General features: G+C 60.2%; 11 protein-coding genes and 1 pseudogene. 5 read left to right on the top strand and 7 right to left on the bottom strand.

The genetic code is table 11. The annotated features are described in order from the left end of the window. Positions 1-132: 132 nt before the first annotated feature. Positions 133-2,847 carry an ABC transporter transmembrane domain-containing protein gene (locus AC1DZU_RS10300; RefSeq protein WP_477284259.1) on the bottom strand — a complete coding sequence of 905 codons (2,715 nt, stop codon included), beginning with the start codon at positions 2,845-2,847 and terminating at the stop codon, positions 133-135. A gap of 16 nt (positions 2,848-2,863) precedes the next feature. Further along, complete coding sequence (locus tag AC1DZU_RS10295) at positions 2,864-3,118, bottom strand: hypothetical protein (RefSeq protein ID WP_477284257.1); 255 nt, start codon at positions 3,116-3,118, stop codon at positions 2,864-2,866. Positions 3,119-3,198: 80 nt separating this feature from the next. Between AC1DZU_RS10295 and AC1DZU_RS10290 the strand changes: the two genes are divergently transcribed. Next, positions 3,199-3,873 (top strand): class I SAM-dependent methyltransferase, encoded by a 675-nt coding sequence (locus AC1DZU_RS10290; protein WP_477284255.1) that lies wholly within the window; start codon positions 3,199-3,201, stop codon positions 3,871-3,873. 94 nt (positions 3,874-3,967) lie between these two features. On the opposite strand, the gene AC1DZU_RS10285 is transcribed toward AC1DZU_RS10290, so the two are convergent. From AC1DZU_RS10285 to AC1DZU_RS10270, 4 genes are all read right to left on the bottom strand, one after another. Further along, positions 3,968-5,164: a glycosyltransferase family protein gene (locus tag AC1DZU_RS10285; protein ID WP_477284253.1), complete on the bottom strand. Its 1,197-nt coding sequence runs from the start codon at positions 5,162-5,164 to the stop codon at positions 3,968-3,970. Then, on the bottom strand, positions 5,161-6,405 hold the full coding sequence (locus AC1DZU_RS10280) for a glycosyltransferase family 4 protein (RefSeq protein ID WP_477284251.1): 1,245 nt from the start codon (positions 6,403-6,405) through the stop codon (positions 5,161-5,163). Before AC1DZU_RS10280 ends, AC1DZU_RS10285 begins: the two co-directional genes overlap by 4 nt. Before the next feature lies 1 nt (position 6,406). Beyond that, positions 6,407-7,621, bottom strand: coding sequence for a glycosyltransferase family protein (locus tag AC1DZU_RS10275; protein ID WP_477284248.1), 1,215 nt, complete (start codon positions 7,619-7,621; stop codon positions 6,407-6,409). Positions 7,622-8,190: 569 nt separating this feature from the next. After that, positions 8,191-9,813 (bottom strand): PqqD family protein, encoded by a 1,623-nt coding sequence (locus AC1DZU_RS10270; protein ID WP_477284246.1) that lies wholly within the window; start codon positions 9,811-9,813, stop codon positions 8,191-8,193. Between the two features lie 244 nt (positions 9,814-10,057). On the opposite strand from AC1DZU_RS10270, the gene AC1DZU_RS10265 reads away from it, so the two are divergent. The 4 genes from AC1DZU_RS10265 (at position 10,058) to AC1DZU_RS10250 (ending at position 14,417) form a co-directional block, all read left to right on the top strand. Beyond that, positions 10,058-11,935, top strand: coding sequence for a TPR end-of-group domain-containing protein (locus tag AC1DZU_RS10265; protein WP_477284244.1), 1,878 nt, complete (start codon positions 10,058-10,060; stop codon positions 11,933-11,935). Positions 11,936-12,072: 137 nt separating this feature from the next. Next, positions 12,073-13,404 (top strand): gluzincin family metallopeptidase, encoded by a 1,332-nt coding sequence (locus tag AC1DZU_RS10260; RefSeq protein ID WP_477284242.1) that lies wholly within the window; start codon positions 12,073-12,075, stop codon positions 13,402-13,404. Between the two features lie 26 nt (positions 13,405-13,430). After that, positions 13,431-14,027: a hypothetical protein gene (locus AC1DZU_RS10255; protein WP_477284240.1), complete on the top strand. Its 597-nt coding sequence runs from the start codon at positions 13,431-13,433 to the stop codon at positions 14,025-14,027. 42 nt (positions 14,028-14,069) lie between these two features. Beyond that, positions 14,070-14,417, top strand: coding sequence for a hypothetical protein (locus tag AC1DZU_RS10250; protein ID WP_477284238.1), 348 nt, complete (start codon positions 14,070-14,072; stop codon positions 14,415-14,417). A 12-nt stretch (positions 14,418-14,429) separates the two neighbouring features. Here AC1DZU_RS10250 and AC1DZU_RS10245 read toward each other — a convergent pair. Further along, positions 14,430-14,569, bottom strand: a pseudogene (locus AC1DZU_RS10245) (IS630 family transposase); the annotation flags it as partial.

Here is a 14,569-nt window from a genome sequence, read left to right as displayed (position 1 = left end):
CCTGATGGAATTAATTCTGTTTCCGGGATGGCGAGGCGAGCCACGCGGTGGCTCGCCCGATGTCGTGCGATCGGGCGATGTCGCCTGGCAAATTCCCACCTGCAGAACGATCCCATCTGAATGTCCGTACCTCTATGACAGCAGTTCCTTGAAGATACCGTTGCCTGCCAAAAGTGTCTCGTGTGTTCCGTCTTCCACCAATTGACCCGAGTCGAAGACGACAATGCGATCGAACATCGCCGCCATTGCCGGATTCGTCACCACCCACACTATTGCCGGCGAATGGCCGTCGCACCTGGCTGCCTCGAGCACGTTTCGAAGCACCTTCTCCTGCATGCGATGGTCCAGCGCCGACAGCGGCCGGTTGAGAATGAGAAAATCGGGACGCTTGAGCAGGGCCCGGGCAACATCGAGCTTCTGTCGCTGTCCACCGGTCAGCCGCCTGCCGCCGGAGCCGACGTTGAAGTCGAGGCCGACATCCAGCAGCTCGGCATAAAGCCCCAGTTCGTCAAGAATGTCATAGACGATGGAGCGTATGCGGTCCGGCGCGTCGGGATGGCTGTTGCCCACACGCCCGAACAGGACATTGTCCATGACGGTGGCCGCGGCAATGTATTTGGCGGGATCATACCGTTCGATCGCATCTTGCAGCTCGGGCGGCAGGTTTTCATAGAACCGGTTGCGTGCAGAGACGATCTTGCTCATCAGCTCGTCGCTCAGCAGGCCGAAGCGGTGCCGGGGTTCGATATAGGCAAAGCTCAAGGTGACGATCATGGCACGGTCGTTCTCGGAAACCGCCTCGTGTGGACGGTTCTTGAGCCGTTGCAGCAAGGTTTCGTAGGCGGGTATCTCCTCGGCGCTCATGAAGGCGAGCTGCTGGAAGAACTGGTGATCGGGCGGCAGGTCGGCAAACAGCTCGATCGCCTGTTCGGCGATCTCCATGCCCATTTCGTAGAGCGTGCGGTCGAGGCCCGCTTCTTTCAACACGGAAGCAAAATAGGGATTGGCCGCCAGAGCCCTGTCGGCCAGCTTGGGGCCGGCGGCGGCGCCGAATAGCAGGTTTTCGCCGATCGTTGCTTCCTTGTTGTAAGCGCCCGGTTCGAAAGGAACCACCAGGCCGCTCAGCCCTTCCTGTTCCAGCCGGGTTCGCAGCGCCGCACGCAGTTCGACGATCCGCCTGGCAAGCTCCGTGTGACGCGTGAGGTTAGCCGAAGAGCGCAAGCCAAGATCCAGGATGTCGCGCGACAGGACAACCGCGTCGAGCACCCGGCGCACGGCTTCAAAGAGGTCGTGCGGGCCGGTAGCGCCGGCGGAAGCATAGTTGATCCAGTCGCTCTGGATATCAAGATCCGGATTGCCCGACCGGCGCGCCTCATGCATGTTCCAGCGGTGCTGGTCTGCCGCGGCGCCATCATAAGTCACCGGTGTCAGCGGCGCATGCTTCAACCCATAGAGCAGGTTGTCGCGAAGGCTGGCCTGGAACAGGAAGACATCCGACGAGGCGTAGGACATGCGCCGGCCGGTCACTGCTTCGGGGAGTTCAAGCAGGTCATCGGCGCCCGAAGCGACCTTCCCGCTGGCCGGCCAGTTCAGCCGCGCGAAAGCTTCTGCAAGCGCCTCCGCGCCACCTGTCGCGGTGCTGACCAGCGCCACCGTCTCTCCCGGCTTGACCTGCAGGGAGATACGGTCGAGGAGCATGGCACCGCCATCGTCCGCGATGGACACACCGATCGCCGACAGGGGGTTGGTCATCGGGCCGGGATCTTCGATCGTCAATGCCCCGATTCTTGGCTCGATGAGACCGTCGACGGTGAACTGTTCAACGACCTGCTGATATTTGACCTGGACGTCCTGCCGCGCCTGATCCCAGTCGATCAGTTCCTTCATCGGTCCGGGCAGGTCCTTGTAGGCGCTGATCACGGCCACGAGCTGGCCGACGTCCAGCCGCCCCTGGATGACCAGATACCCGCCGATCATGTAGAACAGAAAGGGCGTGAGCTGCGCGAGAAAATTGTTGAGGAACTTTACCATGAATTTCCACTGGTAAAGGTCGAAGCGGATCTTGAAGATGAGCCCGAGCCGGGCAGCTATGTCGGCGCGCTCGTAATTCGACGTATCGTGGACGTGAACCGCGCCGATGCCGTCGACGATTTCGCCAACCCGGCCCGAAAGCGCGCGCGCCGTCAACTGCCGCTCGCGCCCGAGCACGATCAGCCGCCGCCGCATTCGCGGGATGAGCACGATCTGGATCACCACGATCACGACCGCTATCATTCCGAGCCAGACGTTCTGGACCATGATGAAGAGCATGGCCGTCAGCGCCTGGCCGCCGAGCAGTACCGGCTGCAGGAAGGCATCGCCGATGAAGCCGCCCAGCGGCTCCACCTCGTCCTTCACCATGGTCGCCACTTCGGCGGATTTCACCCGCTTGAAGTAAACCGGCGGAAACCGCAGCACACGATCGACCAGATCGAAGCGGATCCGCCGCAGCATGCGCTCGCCGAGGCGGCCCTTGTAGGTGTTGATGTAGAGTTTGAACAGGCCGTTGATGACGACCAGCAAGAGGAACACAAGGCTCAGGGCAAACAGCGTCTCCTTGCGGTCGAGCTGAAAGCCGGAAAAGAACTGGACCTCTCCAATGAACGGCACGTTGTAGTGTAGCTTCATGAATGGCCGGGTCGCGCCGGGTTGCTCGAAGCCGCTACCTTGTATCGGACCGTTGACGATCAGCTTCGGCAGGTCGAAGGACATGAAATACGGGATCATCGAAAGCAGGACGATGATCAATATCCAGACCTGCTGCTTCTTGGTGTGCGTCCAGATATAGCGAGCTAGGCTGGGTTCCATATGCGACTGTGGACCTTCAGTTGGAAGGATGCAGGATGAAAGAGCACCTGCTGGCGAACGGCGGATCGGCGATTTCTTCGTCGCCAGCGACAAGCTCGAAGCTGCAGTGCACGGAGATTGTGCCCTCGACGATGGAAGCAACCTGCGAGGCGGCGCGTTCCAGCACGAGGCCGCAGTTGCGCGGCTGGCGCTGGCGGATCGACGCCGATGGTCCGGACAGACGCAACAGGCTCTCTCCGGCACCGGGCAATGGCGAAGCGGCTTGCAGCATGATCACGTCCGCGAATCAAACGGCCTTGCGGGAGGCAAGATTGCGTTGTGTCGCCCGAAATCCCAACATACAAGACGAATATGATGGATGTTACGCAACCGCGCAATGCCGGCATGGACTGGCACGAGCAAGCCCTGGACCTCACGCGGGGAATTGCTGCCTATGTCAACTGCCCTCTCGTGGCAGGGCTGGCGCGCGTCGTCGCCAAGCATCCGGAGGCCGATATCGCCAATGCCTTCAACCACAAGCAGGTCGCCTGCAAGATGTGGGCGCGCGACAGGCTGTTCGAAAGCTTCGGCGGCCGCTTCGGCCGCATATGGGTTCTGGGTGGATGGTACGGCGTCTTGCCGGCGATGCTTCTCAACGACGCCCGCTTCGACATCGCGGCCGTCGATAGCATCGACATTGATCCCGAAGTCGCACCGGTCGCCCGGACCCTCAACCGGGAAGCTGGCGACCGGTTCCGGGCGGTCACAGCGGATATGTACGCACTCGACTATGCGGCCGGGCGGCCCGATCTGACGGTCAATACGAGCTGCGAGCATATAGCCGATCTGGGCGCCTGGCTTGCCCTGCTTCCGCGGGGCACGAATGTACTGCTGCAATCCAACGATTATTTCAGCGAGCCGACACACATCAACTGCGTGGCTTCACTTGCAGCCTTCGAAGCCATGGCGGCGCTGCGGGAGGTGCGGTTCTCGGGCGAACTGCCGACAAAAAATTATACGCGCTTCATGCTGATTGGAACTGTTTGATGGTATAGCGGGCAGCGCTTTCCCTCCCTCAGGGAATTTGCGTCAAAACAAAGAGATAGGGCGGTCCTGCGTTTCCGTGCAAAGATGACCCGCTCTAGGATCCATCGTCTGTTTGATGATGAACTTTTCGGAAACCGGTCCCCAGTTTCAGGGACCAGGTTCGATACCGCTCGCGCAGGATTTGCGCAGAGTGACGCGCGCCTTCCAGATCGAGACGATGCGCGGATGGCGTCGGTCCCACAAGCGCCTGTTCGATCGCTTGCGACAGACCTTCAGGCGTCAGGTCCTTTTCCATCAGCACCGTTGCAAGACCGAGGTCTTCGAGCATCAGGGCGCGAACCGTCTGTTCGGTCTCCCCGCCGGCTGCAAATGGAACGAGCAGGGAGCGACAACCCGCGCGCAGGACATCGCAGACCGTGTTGTAACCCGCCTGCGAGACTGACAGGCGGGCGCCGGTCAGCAGGCTGGCGAAATCCTCGCGGAACCGGAAGATGGACAGGCCCGGCATGGCATCGCGTGCGATCGCGTCAAACTCGTCTTTCGGCAGGTTTGGGCCGGTGATCAAACACCATTTCCAGCCTTTGTTGGCATTGCGCGCCGCTGCGATGGTGGAGCTGACAAGGCTCTTTCCGGCAGCCCCGCCGCCGACCGACACCAGAATGTCGAAGCGCTCGGAGGCCGCGGGCGATGGCGGTGCGGCAACGAGCCCTGTGTAGGTGACCTCGGCCCTGATCGCCCCAGCCGGTGGAAATGTCTTGTCGATGGTTGCGAAAGCCGGATCGCCATGGACCATGACAAGGTCGAAATGCCTGTTGATGAGATCGACCGTTTCTTCGTTTCGGCCCACCTTGACACGCTCCTGAAGGATATCACGCACGGACGTCGCCAGCAGCGGTCTGGGCGACGTCGCGTCGATGGCCTCGATCAGCGGCAAGAGTTCGAAACGCATCTGTCGGCGTCCAAATGGAAACGCCTCGACAATGACGATATCAGGCCTGCAATCCCGCAATGCCTGCAGCAGCATCTCCGAACGCCGTTTCTTGAAATCATCGTCGATGGGTTTGCCCTGCAGGTCGACAAGTCCGGAAAATCCTTCATCGCCGGAGGTGACAGGTGGCAGGGTGACAGATTTTACACCCGGTCCCGGAAACCCCGCGATCGGCGCTCCGCCCGTTACGACGGTTACGTCGAACCCGTCATCGACCAGAGCCGCCGCAATGCGGCTGGCGCGCGCGAGATGGCCGATGCCGAGCAGGTGCTGGACATAGAAGAAGACGCGCAGCCGCTTCATTCGGCGGCCCGCCACTCCCGCTCGAACAGGTCCTTGAGCTGCCCGATGCTTGCCGTATGATCGAAATCGCCGCGTACGCGCTGCTCGGCGGCGTCGCCGAGGCGGGCACGCAGCACGGGATCACGGATCAGGCGCTCCAGCGCCTGTGCCAGGGCGATTGGGTCTTCCGTCGGAACCAGCAGCCCGGTTTCTTCAGGCGATAGAAGCTCCGGCACGCCGGAAATATCGGTCGAAACGCAGGCAAGCCGCTGGCTGGCCGCCTCCACCAGGACATTCGGCAGACCGTCCCGGTCGCCATTTGCGGTGATCCTGCAGGCCAGGGCGAAGATGTCGGCGCAGCGGTAGTGCTCAAGCACCTCCTCCTGTGCAAGCGCGCCTTTCCAGGCGACGCGACCATCCAGTCCGAGCTTTTGTGCCAGCGCCTTGAGCCGTTCCAGTTCCTCGCCGCCGCCGATATGCTCGAAACGCCACGCCAGATCACCGGGCAAAAGGGCAAGGGCCTCCAGCAAGGTATCGTAACCCTTCTTCGCGACGGCGCGCCCGACACTCAGGATGACGACCGGTTCGTCCCGCGCCGAGCCATCATGCTGTTTTCGCGCCGCGGCGAAACTGCCGAAGCGATCAAGGTCGAGCCCATGATAGCTCAGATGCACGGACGAGTTGCCGTTGGCGAGTTTCGTCAGACGGTCGAAGCCGGTTTTCGTGCAAGTGACCGTCCAGCGCGCCGAGGAAAGCTTGCCGGCCAGATCCCAGTCCGCCGAAGTCCAGATGTCCTTGGCATGGGCCGAGCAGCTCCAGGGCAGGCCACGAAGCAGGCTGGCATAGCGCGTCACCGATGCCGGCGTGTGCGCGAAATGTGCGTGCAGCCAGCCCGCGTCTTCCGGCCATTCGGCCGCCAGCACCAGCGCTTGCCCGAAACGGCGCGCGCGATTGCGCGTAAAGTCGCGGGGGATATCGGTCGCCAGCGATCCGAGCGCGCGCCAGAAGCCCGGCCGCATCAGATGAGCAAACAGCGAGCGAACCACGCGCAGCGGCTCTTCATGCAGATATTCCGGCAGATAGTGGACCGGCGCTTTGATCTCGTCATGCACGGGGTGGCGTTTTGCGTCGGTCGGCCGCCTGAGCGCGAACAGTATCAGGTCGAACCCCGCACGCTCCAGACCGAGCAGTTCCTGCGCGATGAAGGTTTCCGACAGCCGCGGATAGCCTTTCAGAACCACGACGATCTTGCGGTTTTGCAACTCAGTTCATGCCTTCAATGACCGAAAGGTGATGGCCGGCCCGCCGCTCGAGCAGTTCCGCGACGATTTCGGAAATATGCGGCAGCCCTTCCAGCGTCAGATGCGGATTGCTCTGCGATGGGCGGGGCCGGTCCGCTAGCACCTTCAGTGCATCGGCAAACCGCTGGGAATCCTTGGCTTCCTCCGGCAAGAGCATCTCGATGAGGCCGAGTTCGGCTGCGCGCCGTGCACGGATCAGCTGCTCCTCGCGGGGCTTGACGCGCGGCACGATCAGCGCCGGCTTGTCGAAAGACAGGATCTCGCAATAGGTGTTGTAGCCGCCCATCGCCACGACCGCCTTGGCGCCGGCAATCAGGTCTTCCATGCGGTTGTCGAACTCGATGATCTTGATATAGGGGATCTTGGCCCCCTTCTTCAGCAGCTTGTTGCGCTTGCGCGCCGGCATGTAAGGCCCAAGCACGATCAGCGCCCTATGCTGCAATTGCGGATCCTGCTGATAGGCATCGAGGACGTCGTGGATCAGGTCGGCGCCGTCCCCGCCGCCACCGGTGGTAACAAGGATATAGTCGCCCTCGGGCCGGTGGCCGGGCATCTCGTTCCGCTGCAGGCTCCGTTGCAGGAAACCGACGAATTTCATCTTTGCCCCGACAGCCGACGGCACATCCAGGCCGGTCAACGGATCGTAGAAATCCGGCGGACCATAGACCCAGACCTTGTCGTAGAACAGGCCTATCTTGCGCATCACGTCCCTGCGTGCCCACTCTGCCTCGAGCAGATGCGGCGCGTCCATCACCTCGCGCAGGCCAAGCACGAGCGTGGTGCCCCGCGTCTTGAGATAGGACAGCGTGTCCTCGATCTCACCACGCAGGCCGAGCGGTTCCTTGTCGACGATGAAGATATCTGGCCGGTAGGTCTCGGCTGTGTGGCGGATGATCGACTGGCGCATCCTCAGCGTCTCATGCAGGTCGATATGCTTTTCCAGCGAGGTGTATTCGCCGTTGCGCAGCTTGATGACGCTGGGGATCTTCACGAAGTCGACACGGGCGCGGTAGTCGAAGGCGCCGGCGATGGTCGCACCCGAAATGATAAGCACCTGAAGTCCGCGGAAATCCTCGACCAGCGAATGCGCGATCGTCCGGCAGCGCTGCAAGTGGCCGAGCCCGAACGTGTCGTGGCTGTACATGAGAATTCGAACGTTTTGTACGTGCTGGGTCATTGTTGAACGTCTTTTAGAATTCTCGCCTTGAGGACCGGAGCGGCCCCGCTGGCTTCGAAACTCGCGGGTCTACCGGCCTGTTTTGAAACATGAGAGCGCAATTTTCAAATTGAATTACCCAAGAGGTCCATATGCTGTAGCCAGGAAGCTGCGTCTGCTCGGCTGCTCGCTTGCCACATGTCCAGGCGCAATGGAAGCAGTCGGCATAGCAAACGGGGTGCCAGTCGAATAGCAGGGTGAAGGCAAGATTGGTCGATATATAGCAAACTCAACGGTTTATCGCACCCTGGCGGAGAGTAGCATAGGGCGGCGTTGGCAGAAATTGGTCTTGCCAGGGGTTGGGGTCGAGCGTTCGAATCGCCTCAATCGCCTCCAAATTTCCTTTTATGTCTGAAAAGAACAAAGGGGCGGGGTAACCGGACCTTTCTTGCTGCCTGGCACTGGGGACGAGCGGGAGGGTTCCCTAATCTCGACCTGCAATTGCGACCCGCAGGCCGTGATCCGATCCCGCTATTGTGATAGCCGGCGAGGATTGCAAAGTGGCCAGAGCGCCACTGACCAAACACCAGTCAGTAGGCTTCGATTGTCAGAATTGTGTTCTCGAATCGCTTGGCCGCAAGATCCTCGGGCGTAATCCAGTATTGAAGCGGCCCCATCTCGCCGACGGTCCAGTCGAGCGCCATATCCAGTCCGATCTGGAGCAACAGCAGGTAGCGGTCCTTCATCTCGTCGGCTGCGACCTGGATGACTTCACCCTTGCCAAGCATCTGATGGCCACGGGGTGAGTGGCGGTGAGACAGGGCGTGTACAACGCCCGGGCCTATCAACGCCGCACCGTCCGGATCTGTCAGTCCTCCCTCGGCGCCCTGGATCGCCGCGATTGAAAGCCAATGGTTCATCACCTGCGGAAGTTGGCGATGATGCGACCGCCGCGCCGGAGAAGATGACGGCATGCCGTTGGCGCGCAAGTCTTCGAGGAAGGCAAGGATCTGCTGCTTCACCTCGGCAGGAGGTGCGTCATATTCCTTCAGTCCGGCGTTGACGGTCGAAAAGAATGCGTTGAACATCTTCGAACCGAATGCCGACAGTTCGCGCTGCACCGCCCGTAGCTGCTTGGCCTCCGGATCATCTTCAGAAACATCGCCAAGCGCCTTCAGCTGTGCCGCGACGTCGGCCGTCTCTTCGCGGTGATATGCCTCCACGAGCTTGCGAACGATCCGCGCGGAATGCCAATTGGCCGGAAATCCCGGGTACGGCGTCCAAAGCGTGTCCTTCGGCGCCTGATGAGCGGAAAGCAGCGCATCGGGGGTAACAGGCGGACCGTAGAAGGCCGCAACCCTTTCGGCGCGAATTTTGTCCGCGACCTCGAAAGCATGACCTTCCTCCGCACGCGCCGCGACTTCGGCGTCGGTCGGCTCCTCGATCCAGGCAAATTCGACCTCGACCCGATCATAGTGGGTTCGCTTGCCCCACAGGATTTCGTCCGTCGGATCCGATCCCAGAATCTTGGCGGTGAAGGGCATGTCGAGCGGCTGCCACTTCTGCGTCACCCGACGCGGTTCATACCGGGTCACGAAGTGCAGCGCGTCCGGCCCAAACGTGTCGGACATTGGCGCGAAGAAATAGAGGTAACCCTTTTCGGGCAGCAGATCGCGGCCAGGTCCCGATGGTAAGTCCGAACAGTCGATTTGCGCCATGAAATTGAGGCGCTCGAGCAATCCCTGCCGATTGTGAACCGTCGGCCAGTCGAACTCATCGGGGACAATCGGCAGCCCGCCAAAATAGCTCATGCTGCGTTGCGGAAGACGCGGCGGAAAGACATGCTTGATCGCAATGCGCGCGGCTTGCCCCCGTTCGATCGCTTCGCGGCCATCGACGGAAATCGGCGGGATCTTGCGCTCGACATGCGCTTTGAACTTCGCCTTGCGCTGGTCGTCGCTGTCCTTGGCTTGCTGCTGCAAGTCGGCGATCAGCTTTTCTGCCGCGGGGTTAGGCCGGGGCGATGTGGCGCGAGCCGCTTCAGACGATGCCGGCGTGCGCTGACCAGCCTTGCCGATCGGCAAGGCGGAACTGTCCGGTGGCTTGCCTTTTGAAGCCGAACCGGAAAACAGTCGGGCAATGCCGCGATAAATCAGGCTGCCGACGATCAGGAGCATCGCCCCGACCACAAGCAGCGGCATCAGATTCGCCATGACGCTTACCCCCATCGCCGGCTGCGTCGCCTTCCTCCCGAAGCCGAATTATTGCCGGTAGGCCTTGCGCAAGCAAGGGACCATGCCGATCCTCAATCCGTCCGCCTACCTCTGTCGGATCGTGACGTTCCCGAGCGGCTTTCGCTATTTATGGGCGTCGATCGGCTGCGACGTTGGCGCTGGGGAGGTAAATCAGATAGAACTAAATCAGGCAGAACGATTGTCTGCGATTTCAGGAGACGACATGTCTGAGGAGCATGTTGAGCGTCGGCTGGCGGCGATCCTGGCCGCGGATGTGGTCGGCTATAGCCGACTTATGGAGGTCGACGAAGAACACACGCTCAATCTCCTTCGGCAGCATCGACGGGAATTCTTCGATCCGACCGTCACCAAGCACGGTGGGCGCATCTTTAAGGTGATGGGTGACGGCTTCCTGGTGGAGTTCGGCAGCGTAATCAATGCGGCGCGCTGCGCGGTCGAGATCCAACGCGGCATGTCCGAGCGGAATGCCGGCATCCCCGAGGACCGGCATTTCAAGTTTCGCATGGGCATCAACCTTGGCGACATCATCGTCGACGGTGATGATTTCCACGGCGACGGCGTCAATCTTGCGGTGCGGCTGCAGGGCCTCGCGATACCCGGCGGCATCGCCTGCTCGGAAGCGGTGCGCCATGCGGTCGGCAACAAGCTGGGCATCGACTTCGCCGATCAGGGCGCCAGGACTGTCAAGAACATTGCTCAGCCGCTGCACGTCTATTTCGCCAACTGGGACCAGGGCGTCGCGCATGTCGAGACGCATGTTGCGGCCGGGAGCGTCCAGACGCTGGTGCGGTCCGACAAGCCGTCGGTGGCGATCCTACCCTTCGCCAATCTGAGCAATGATCCAGACCAGCAGTATTTCAGTGACGGCATCACTGAAGATATCATAACCGACCTCTCGAACGTCTCCGGCCTGTTCGTGCTCAGCCGCAATACGGTCTTCGCCTTCAAGGGCAGGACCGACAAGATGGAACGCATCGCCAGGGAGCTTGGCGTCGGCTACATTGTCGAGGGCAGCGTCCGCAAGGCGGGAAACCGGGTAAGGATAAATGCCGAGCTGATCGAGGGCGCCACGGACGGACACGTCTGGGCTGCCCGCTACGACCGCGACCTCACCGACATCTTCGCCGTGCAGGACGAAATCGCCAAGGCGGTCGTGGCGCAACTCAGGGTTAGGCTCCTGCCCGAGGAAAAGAAGGCTATTGAGAAGGCGCCGACGGACAATGTGGACGCCTATACGCATTATCTTCGAGGCCGCGATTACAGCCACATCGCGACCAGGGCGAACCACCTGATGGCCAGACAAAGTTATATCAGGGCCATCGAGCTTGATCCGGGATATGCCCGCGCGTATGCAGGCTTGGCGGTCAGCGACGTACGCCTTCAGTCGATGTATGGCTCACCGATCCAGGTGGACGACATTTTCGCGACCGCCGATAAGGCCCTGGCTCTGGACCCGAATCTGGCCGAGGCGCATTCAGCCAGGGGCTTTGCCCTGTCCCTCGCCGGCCGCCGTTCCGAGGCCGCCGCGGCGTTCGAACAGGCTCTCGCGCTCGACCCCAATTGCCACGAGGCCAACCGCTACTATGCCGAGTTCTGCGTAACCGGCGGTCAGTTCGAGCTCGCCGCGACGTACTTCATGCGTGCGATGGAGATCAAACCGAGCGACTACGGCGCACCGGTCATGCTGGTGAACGTCTTCCGCACTCTTGGCCAGCAGAACGACGCGGAGCTTTATGCGCGGATCGCATTGGAGAGAGCTGAAGAGGAACTCCGTCTGCATCCGGAGAACGCCAATTGTGCCTGCCTAGGCGCGATCGTGCTGGCCTTCCTTGGTGAAGGCGACAGGGCAGCGAAGTGGCTTGACCGGTCTCTGGCGATCGACCCCAGCGATATGAACACCCAATACAACGCCGCTTGTACCTATGCGTTGCTGGGGGACTTCGAACGCTCGATCGACCTTTTGGAAGCGTGGCTGCCGCAAGCTGGCGCCGAGATGAGACTCTGGTTCAAGAACGATTCCGATTTCGCCTCTGTTCGCAGTCATCCTCGCTACCAGAAGTTGCTCCAGCTCCTGCAGTAGCGATACGCATTGTTCTTGAGGCAATGTTATTGCCGATAATCAAGAACCGGCCTTCAGGAAGATTTGCCTGACAAACCAACGCCCTCGCCATTCCACGGATATTATGTTACGTTACTAATATAACCGAGAGGTGGGGAATGGGTACCCGGTTCAGGTTGTTCGTTCAGCCTCCGTTCGAAGACCCTACGTCAAGCCCTGAGATCATTACGGTTTCTTCCCCGCGTGGCAGCGTTGGACCTGGCCCGTCCGACGATCTTATGTACGTCGTCGAGCCGGTCGACAAGACGCGGCCTTATGGCGTCAACCACGGCCCGTTGGGCACGCCCGTCATCTCCCTGCCGCCCTGGACGCGAGCGATCCTCGATCCGGCCGTTCCCGACGAAGAGGGCAATTTCGATCACTATCAGCCCTCGACGCCCGGCTTCGAAGCAGCGCACGCGTTCGGTTGCGTGCGCTTCACGCTCGACGTTTGGGAGCGTTACATCGGCCAACCGCTCATCTGGCATTTCCGCGATCACTACGACCGTCTGGAAATCTCGATCCTGCCGGGTTGGGATAACGCCCAATACGGCTATGGCTTCCTCGAGCTCGGCAGCCAATTCGTGCAAGACGGACGTGCGCTCCCCTTCAGCCTCGACTTCGATATCATCGCGCACGAGGTTGGCCATGCGTTTGTCTACAGCGTCCTCGGCATACCTGACCCGGGAGCTGAGTTCCCCGAATATCTGGGCTTTCAGGAGGCCTTTTCCGACTGCGTTTCGTTGATCGCGGCCATGCATTTTCCCTCCGTGATCGAAAATGTTCTGACGGAGACGCGCGGGAATCTCTACATCGCCAACCAACTCTCTCGCTTCTCGGAATTCTCGCCGCACCGCCAGATACGCGAGGCCAACAACAAACTGACGATGGCCGATTTTGCGGACGGCTGGAGCGACGAGCATGCACTGTCGCAACCTCTCACGGGCGCCGTCTTCGACATTCTGGTCGATGTCTTTCACGAGAGCCTGGTGGCTCGAGGACTGATCTCGCCGGAGGCCGAAAATCTTGCCGACCTCGCCGAGATCGATCCAGCTGCCGAGCTGCCGGTGCAGGAAGTCTTTGACCGCGATTTCGCTCGCAATCCGGAAGGTTTCGTCGAAGCGCTGCTCGACGCGCGGGATATCGTGGGCACCTATCTCGCCGAGACACTATGGGCTCTCGCCCCGGATTTCCTGGACTACGGTGACGTGGCGAGAACGATGCTCGCGGTCGACGACAGTATGACCGGAGGAGAACTATCAAGCATCATCTTCCGGGATTTCGACCGGAGAGGGATTTTTCGCTACCGTGCCGGGCCTCGCCTGACAAAGTCAGGCCGAAAGAGCCATGTCCATGAGGGTCGAATCGTTCGTCCACGGGACCAGGCGCGTCTGCCGGATATGAGCTATTTCGAGAAATACTGGATGTCCAGAAGTGGCGCCGAACTTTGATCGGCATGCAGAAGATGGGGTGATCCATGGTAACTGAAACCATCCTAAGTAGCTCGGCCATACATTTGTTCGGTCGAGTTCTTGAAGATTTGAAGCTTACGAAGAGGGTCGATGGGGGACGGCCTCCAAGGCTTGGTGACAACAGGTTCCTGCAGAACCAGATTGACGCCTCCGGTAGCCTGCTGGCAAGGATTTATGCGTTCACCTTCGAAGCGCAGTTCTACGAGCTGGCCCGACCGACCATACTTCTTGTCCACGGGCCTGGCTCTGTCGTTGATTATCCAGCCCCGACGGAAACTGATCTCAAGGTCATGAGCCGCGGTCCAAGCGACCCTGACTATACCGGACTGTCATCGCAGATAGGCTCGTTTGCACGCGGAATGCAGGTCTGGGTCTACGACAAGAGTGACCTGACAATGCGGCTGGAACTCGACACCGGCACGCTCGAAGATGTCCTGTTGAGTGCAGAGCTGGACCCGCGTTCGTTTGGTCGATCGGGTGGAGCAATGGGTAGATCCGGCGGTGCGATGGGGCGATCTGGCGGCGCGATGGGCAGATCTGGCGGTGCGATGGGACGCTCCGGTGGTGCCATGAACCGCGGCGGGCGCGGCGATTTCGACTAGCGTTTCCGATCGTTATTTGAAAATGCCGAAGGGAGATAGACAATGGCAAGAGTAGATATAGTACAAGTCTCTACACCTGAAGGAAATGCTGTGAGGGGCGGAGATCCAGTTACGGTCAGCGTGAAAGTATACCCAGATCGTGATTGGTTTAAAGACAAATACAAAGAAGACCTGGTGATTGAATTTATTTATGCTGACTCTTTATCCATCAAGAAAAATCTGTCGGTATACCAACACGATGTAACTATCGACGATGCGACAATAATCACCTTCAAGGTTAAAGCAGAAGCTGACGCTCCGGCCGGAGTATACTATGTCCAAGTCAAGAATAAGCACTTCAAGGAAATCGTCGTAAGTGGCCCTGAGGATGGAGTTATCACGGTGTCCTAAAGCTAGAGTCCTTCACGTTTTGACGGAAGCGTATCCGGCATTTACGAAGTAGTTCTTGCATTCGGCTGCCTCGATCGTTTCGACGAGGTGGCCGATGTGGCGCCAAGTTTCCTCGACGGTGCGTTTCTGAGCCTGGCGCATCCAGTGTTTTT

The sequence above is a fragment of the Mesorhizobium sp. P2_A12 genome (genome assembly GCF_056405075.1).
This window is presented reverse-complemented; position numbering and strand designations above follow the sequence as displayed.

Coding starts and splice junctions, on each gene's coding strand:
- AC1DZU_RS10300 (WP_477284259.1), bottom strand. CDS start 2,847: ATGGAACCCAGCCTAGCTCGCTATATCTGGACGCACACCAAGAAGCAG.
- AC1DZU_RS10295 (WP_477284257.1), bottom strand. CDS start 3,118: ATGCTGCAAGCCGCTTCGCCATTGCCCGGTGCCGGAGAGAGCCTGTTG.
- AC1DZU_RS10290 (WP_477284255.1), top strand. CDS start 3,199: ATGATGGATGTTACGCAACCGCGCAATGCCGGCATGGACTGGCACGAG.
- AC1DZU_RS10285 (WP_477284253.1), bottom strand. CDS start 5,164: ATGAAGCGGCTGCGCGTCTTCTTCTATGTCCAGCACCTGCTCGGCATC.
- AC1DZU_RS10275 (WP_477284248.1), bottom strand. CDS start 7,621: ATGACCCAGCACGTACAAAACGTTCGAATTCTCATGTACAGCCACGAC.
- AC1DZU_RS10270 (WP_477284246.1), bottom strand. CDS start 9,813: ATGGCGAATCTGATGCCGCTGCTTGTGGTCGGGGCGATGCTCCTGATC.
- AC1DZU_RS10265 (WP_477284244.1), top strand. CDS start 10,058: ATGTCTGAGGAGCATGTTGAGCGTCGGCTGGCGGCGATCCTGGCCGCG.
- AC1DZU_RS10260 (WP_477284242.1), top strand. CDS start 12,073: ATGGGTACCCGGTTCAGGTTGTTCGTTCAGCCTCCGTTCGAAGACCCT.
- AC1DZU_RS10255 (WP_477284240.1), top strand. CDS start 13,431: ATGGTAACTGAAACCATCCTAAGTAGCTCGGCCATACATTTGTTCGGT.
- AC1DZU_RS10250 (WP_477284238.1), top strand. CDS start 14,070: ATGGCAAGAGTAGATATAGTACAAGTCTCTACACCTGAAGGAAATGCT.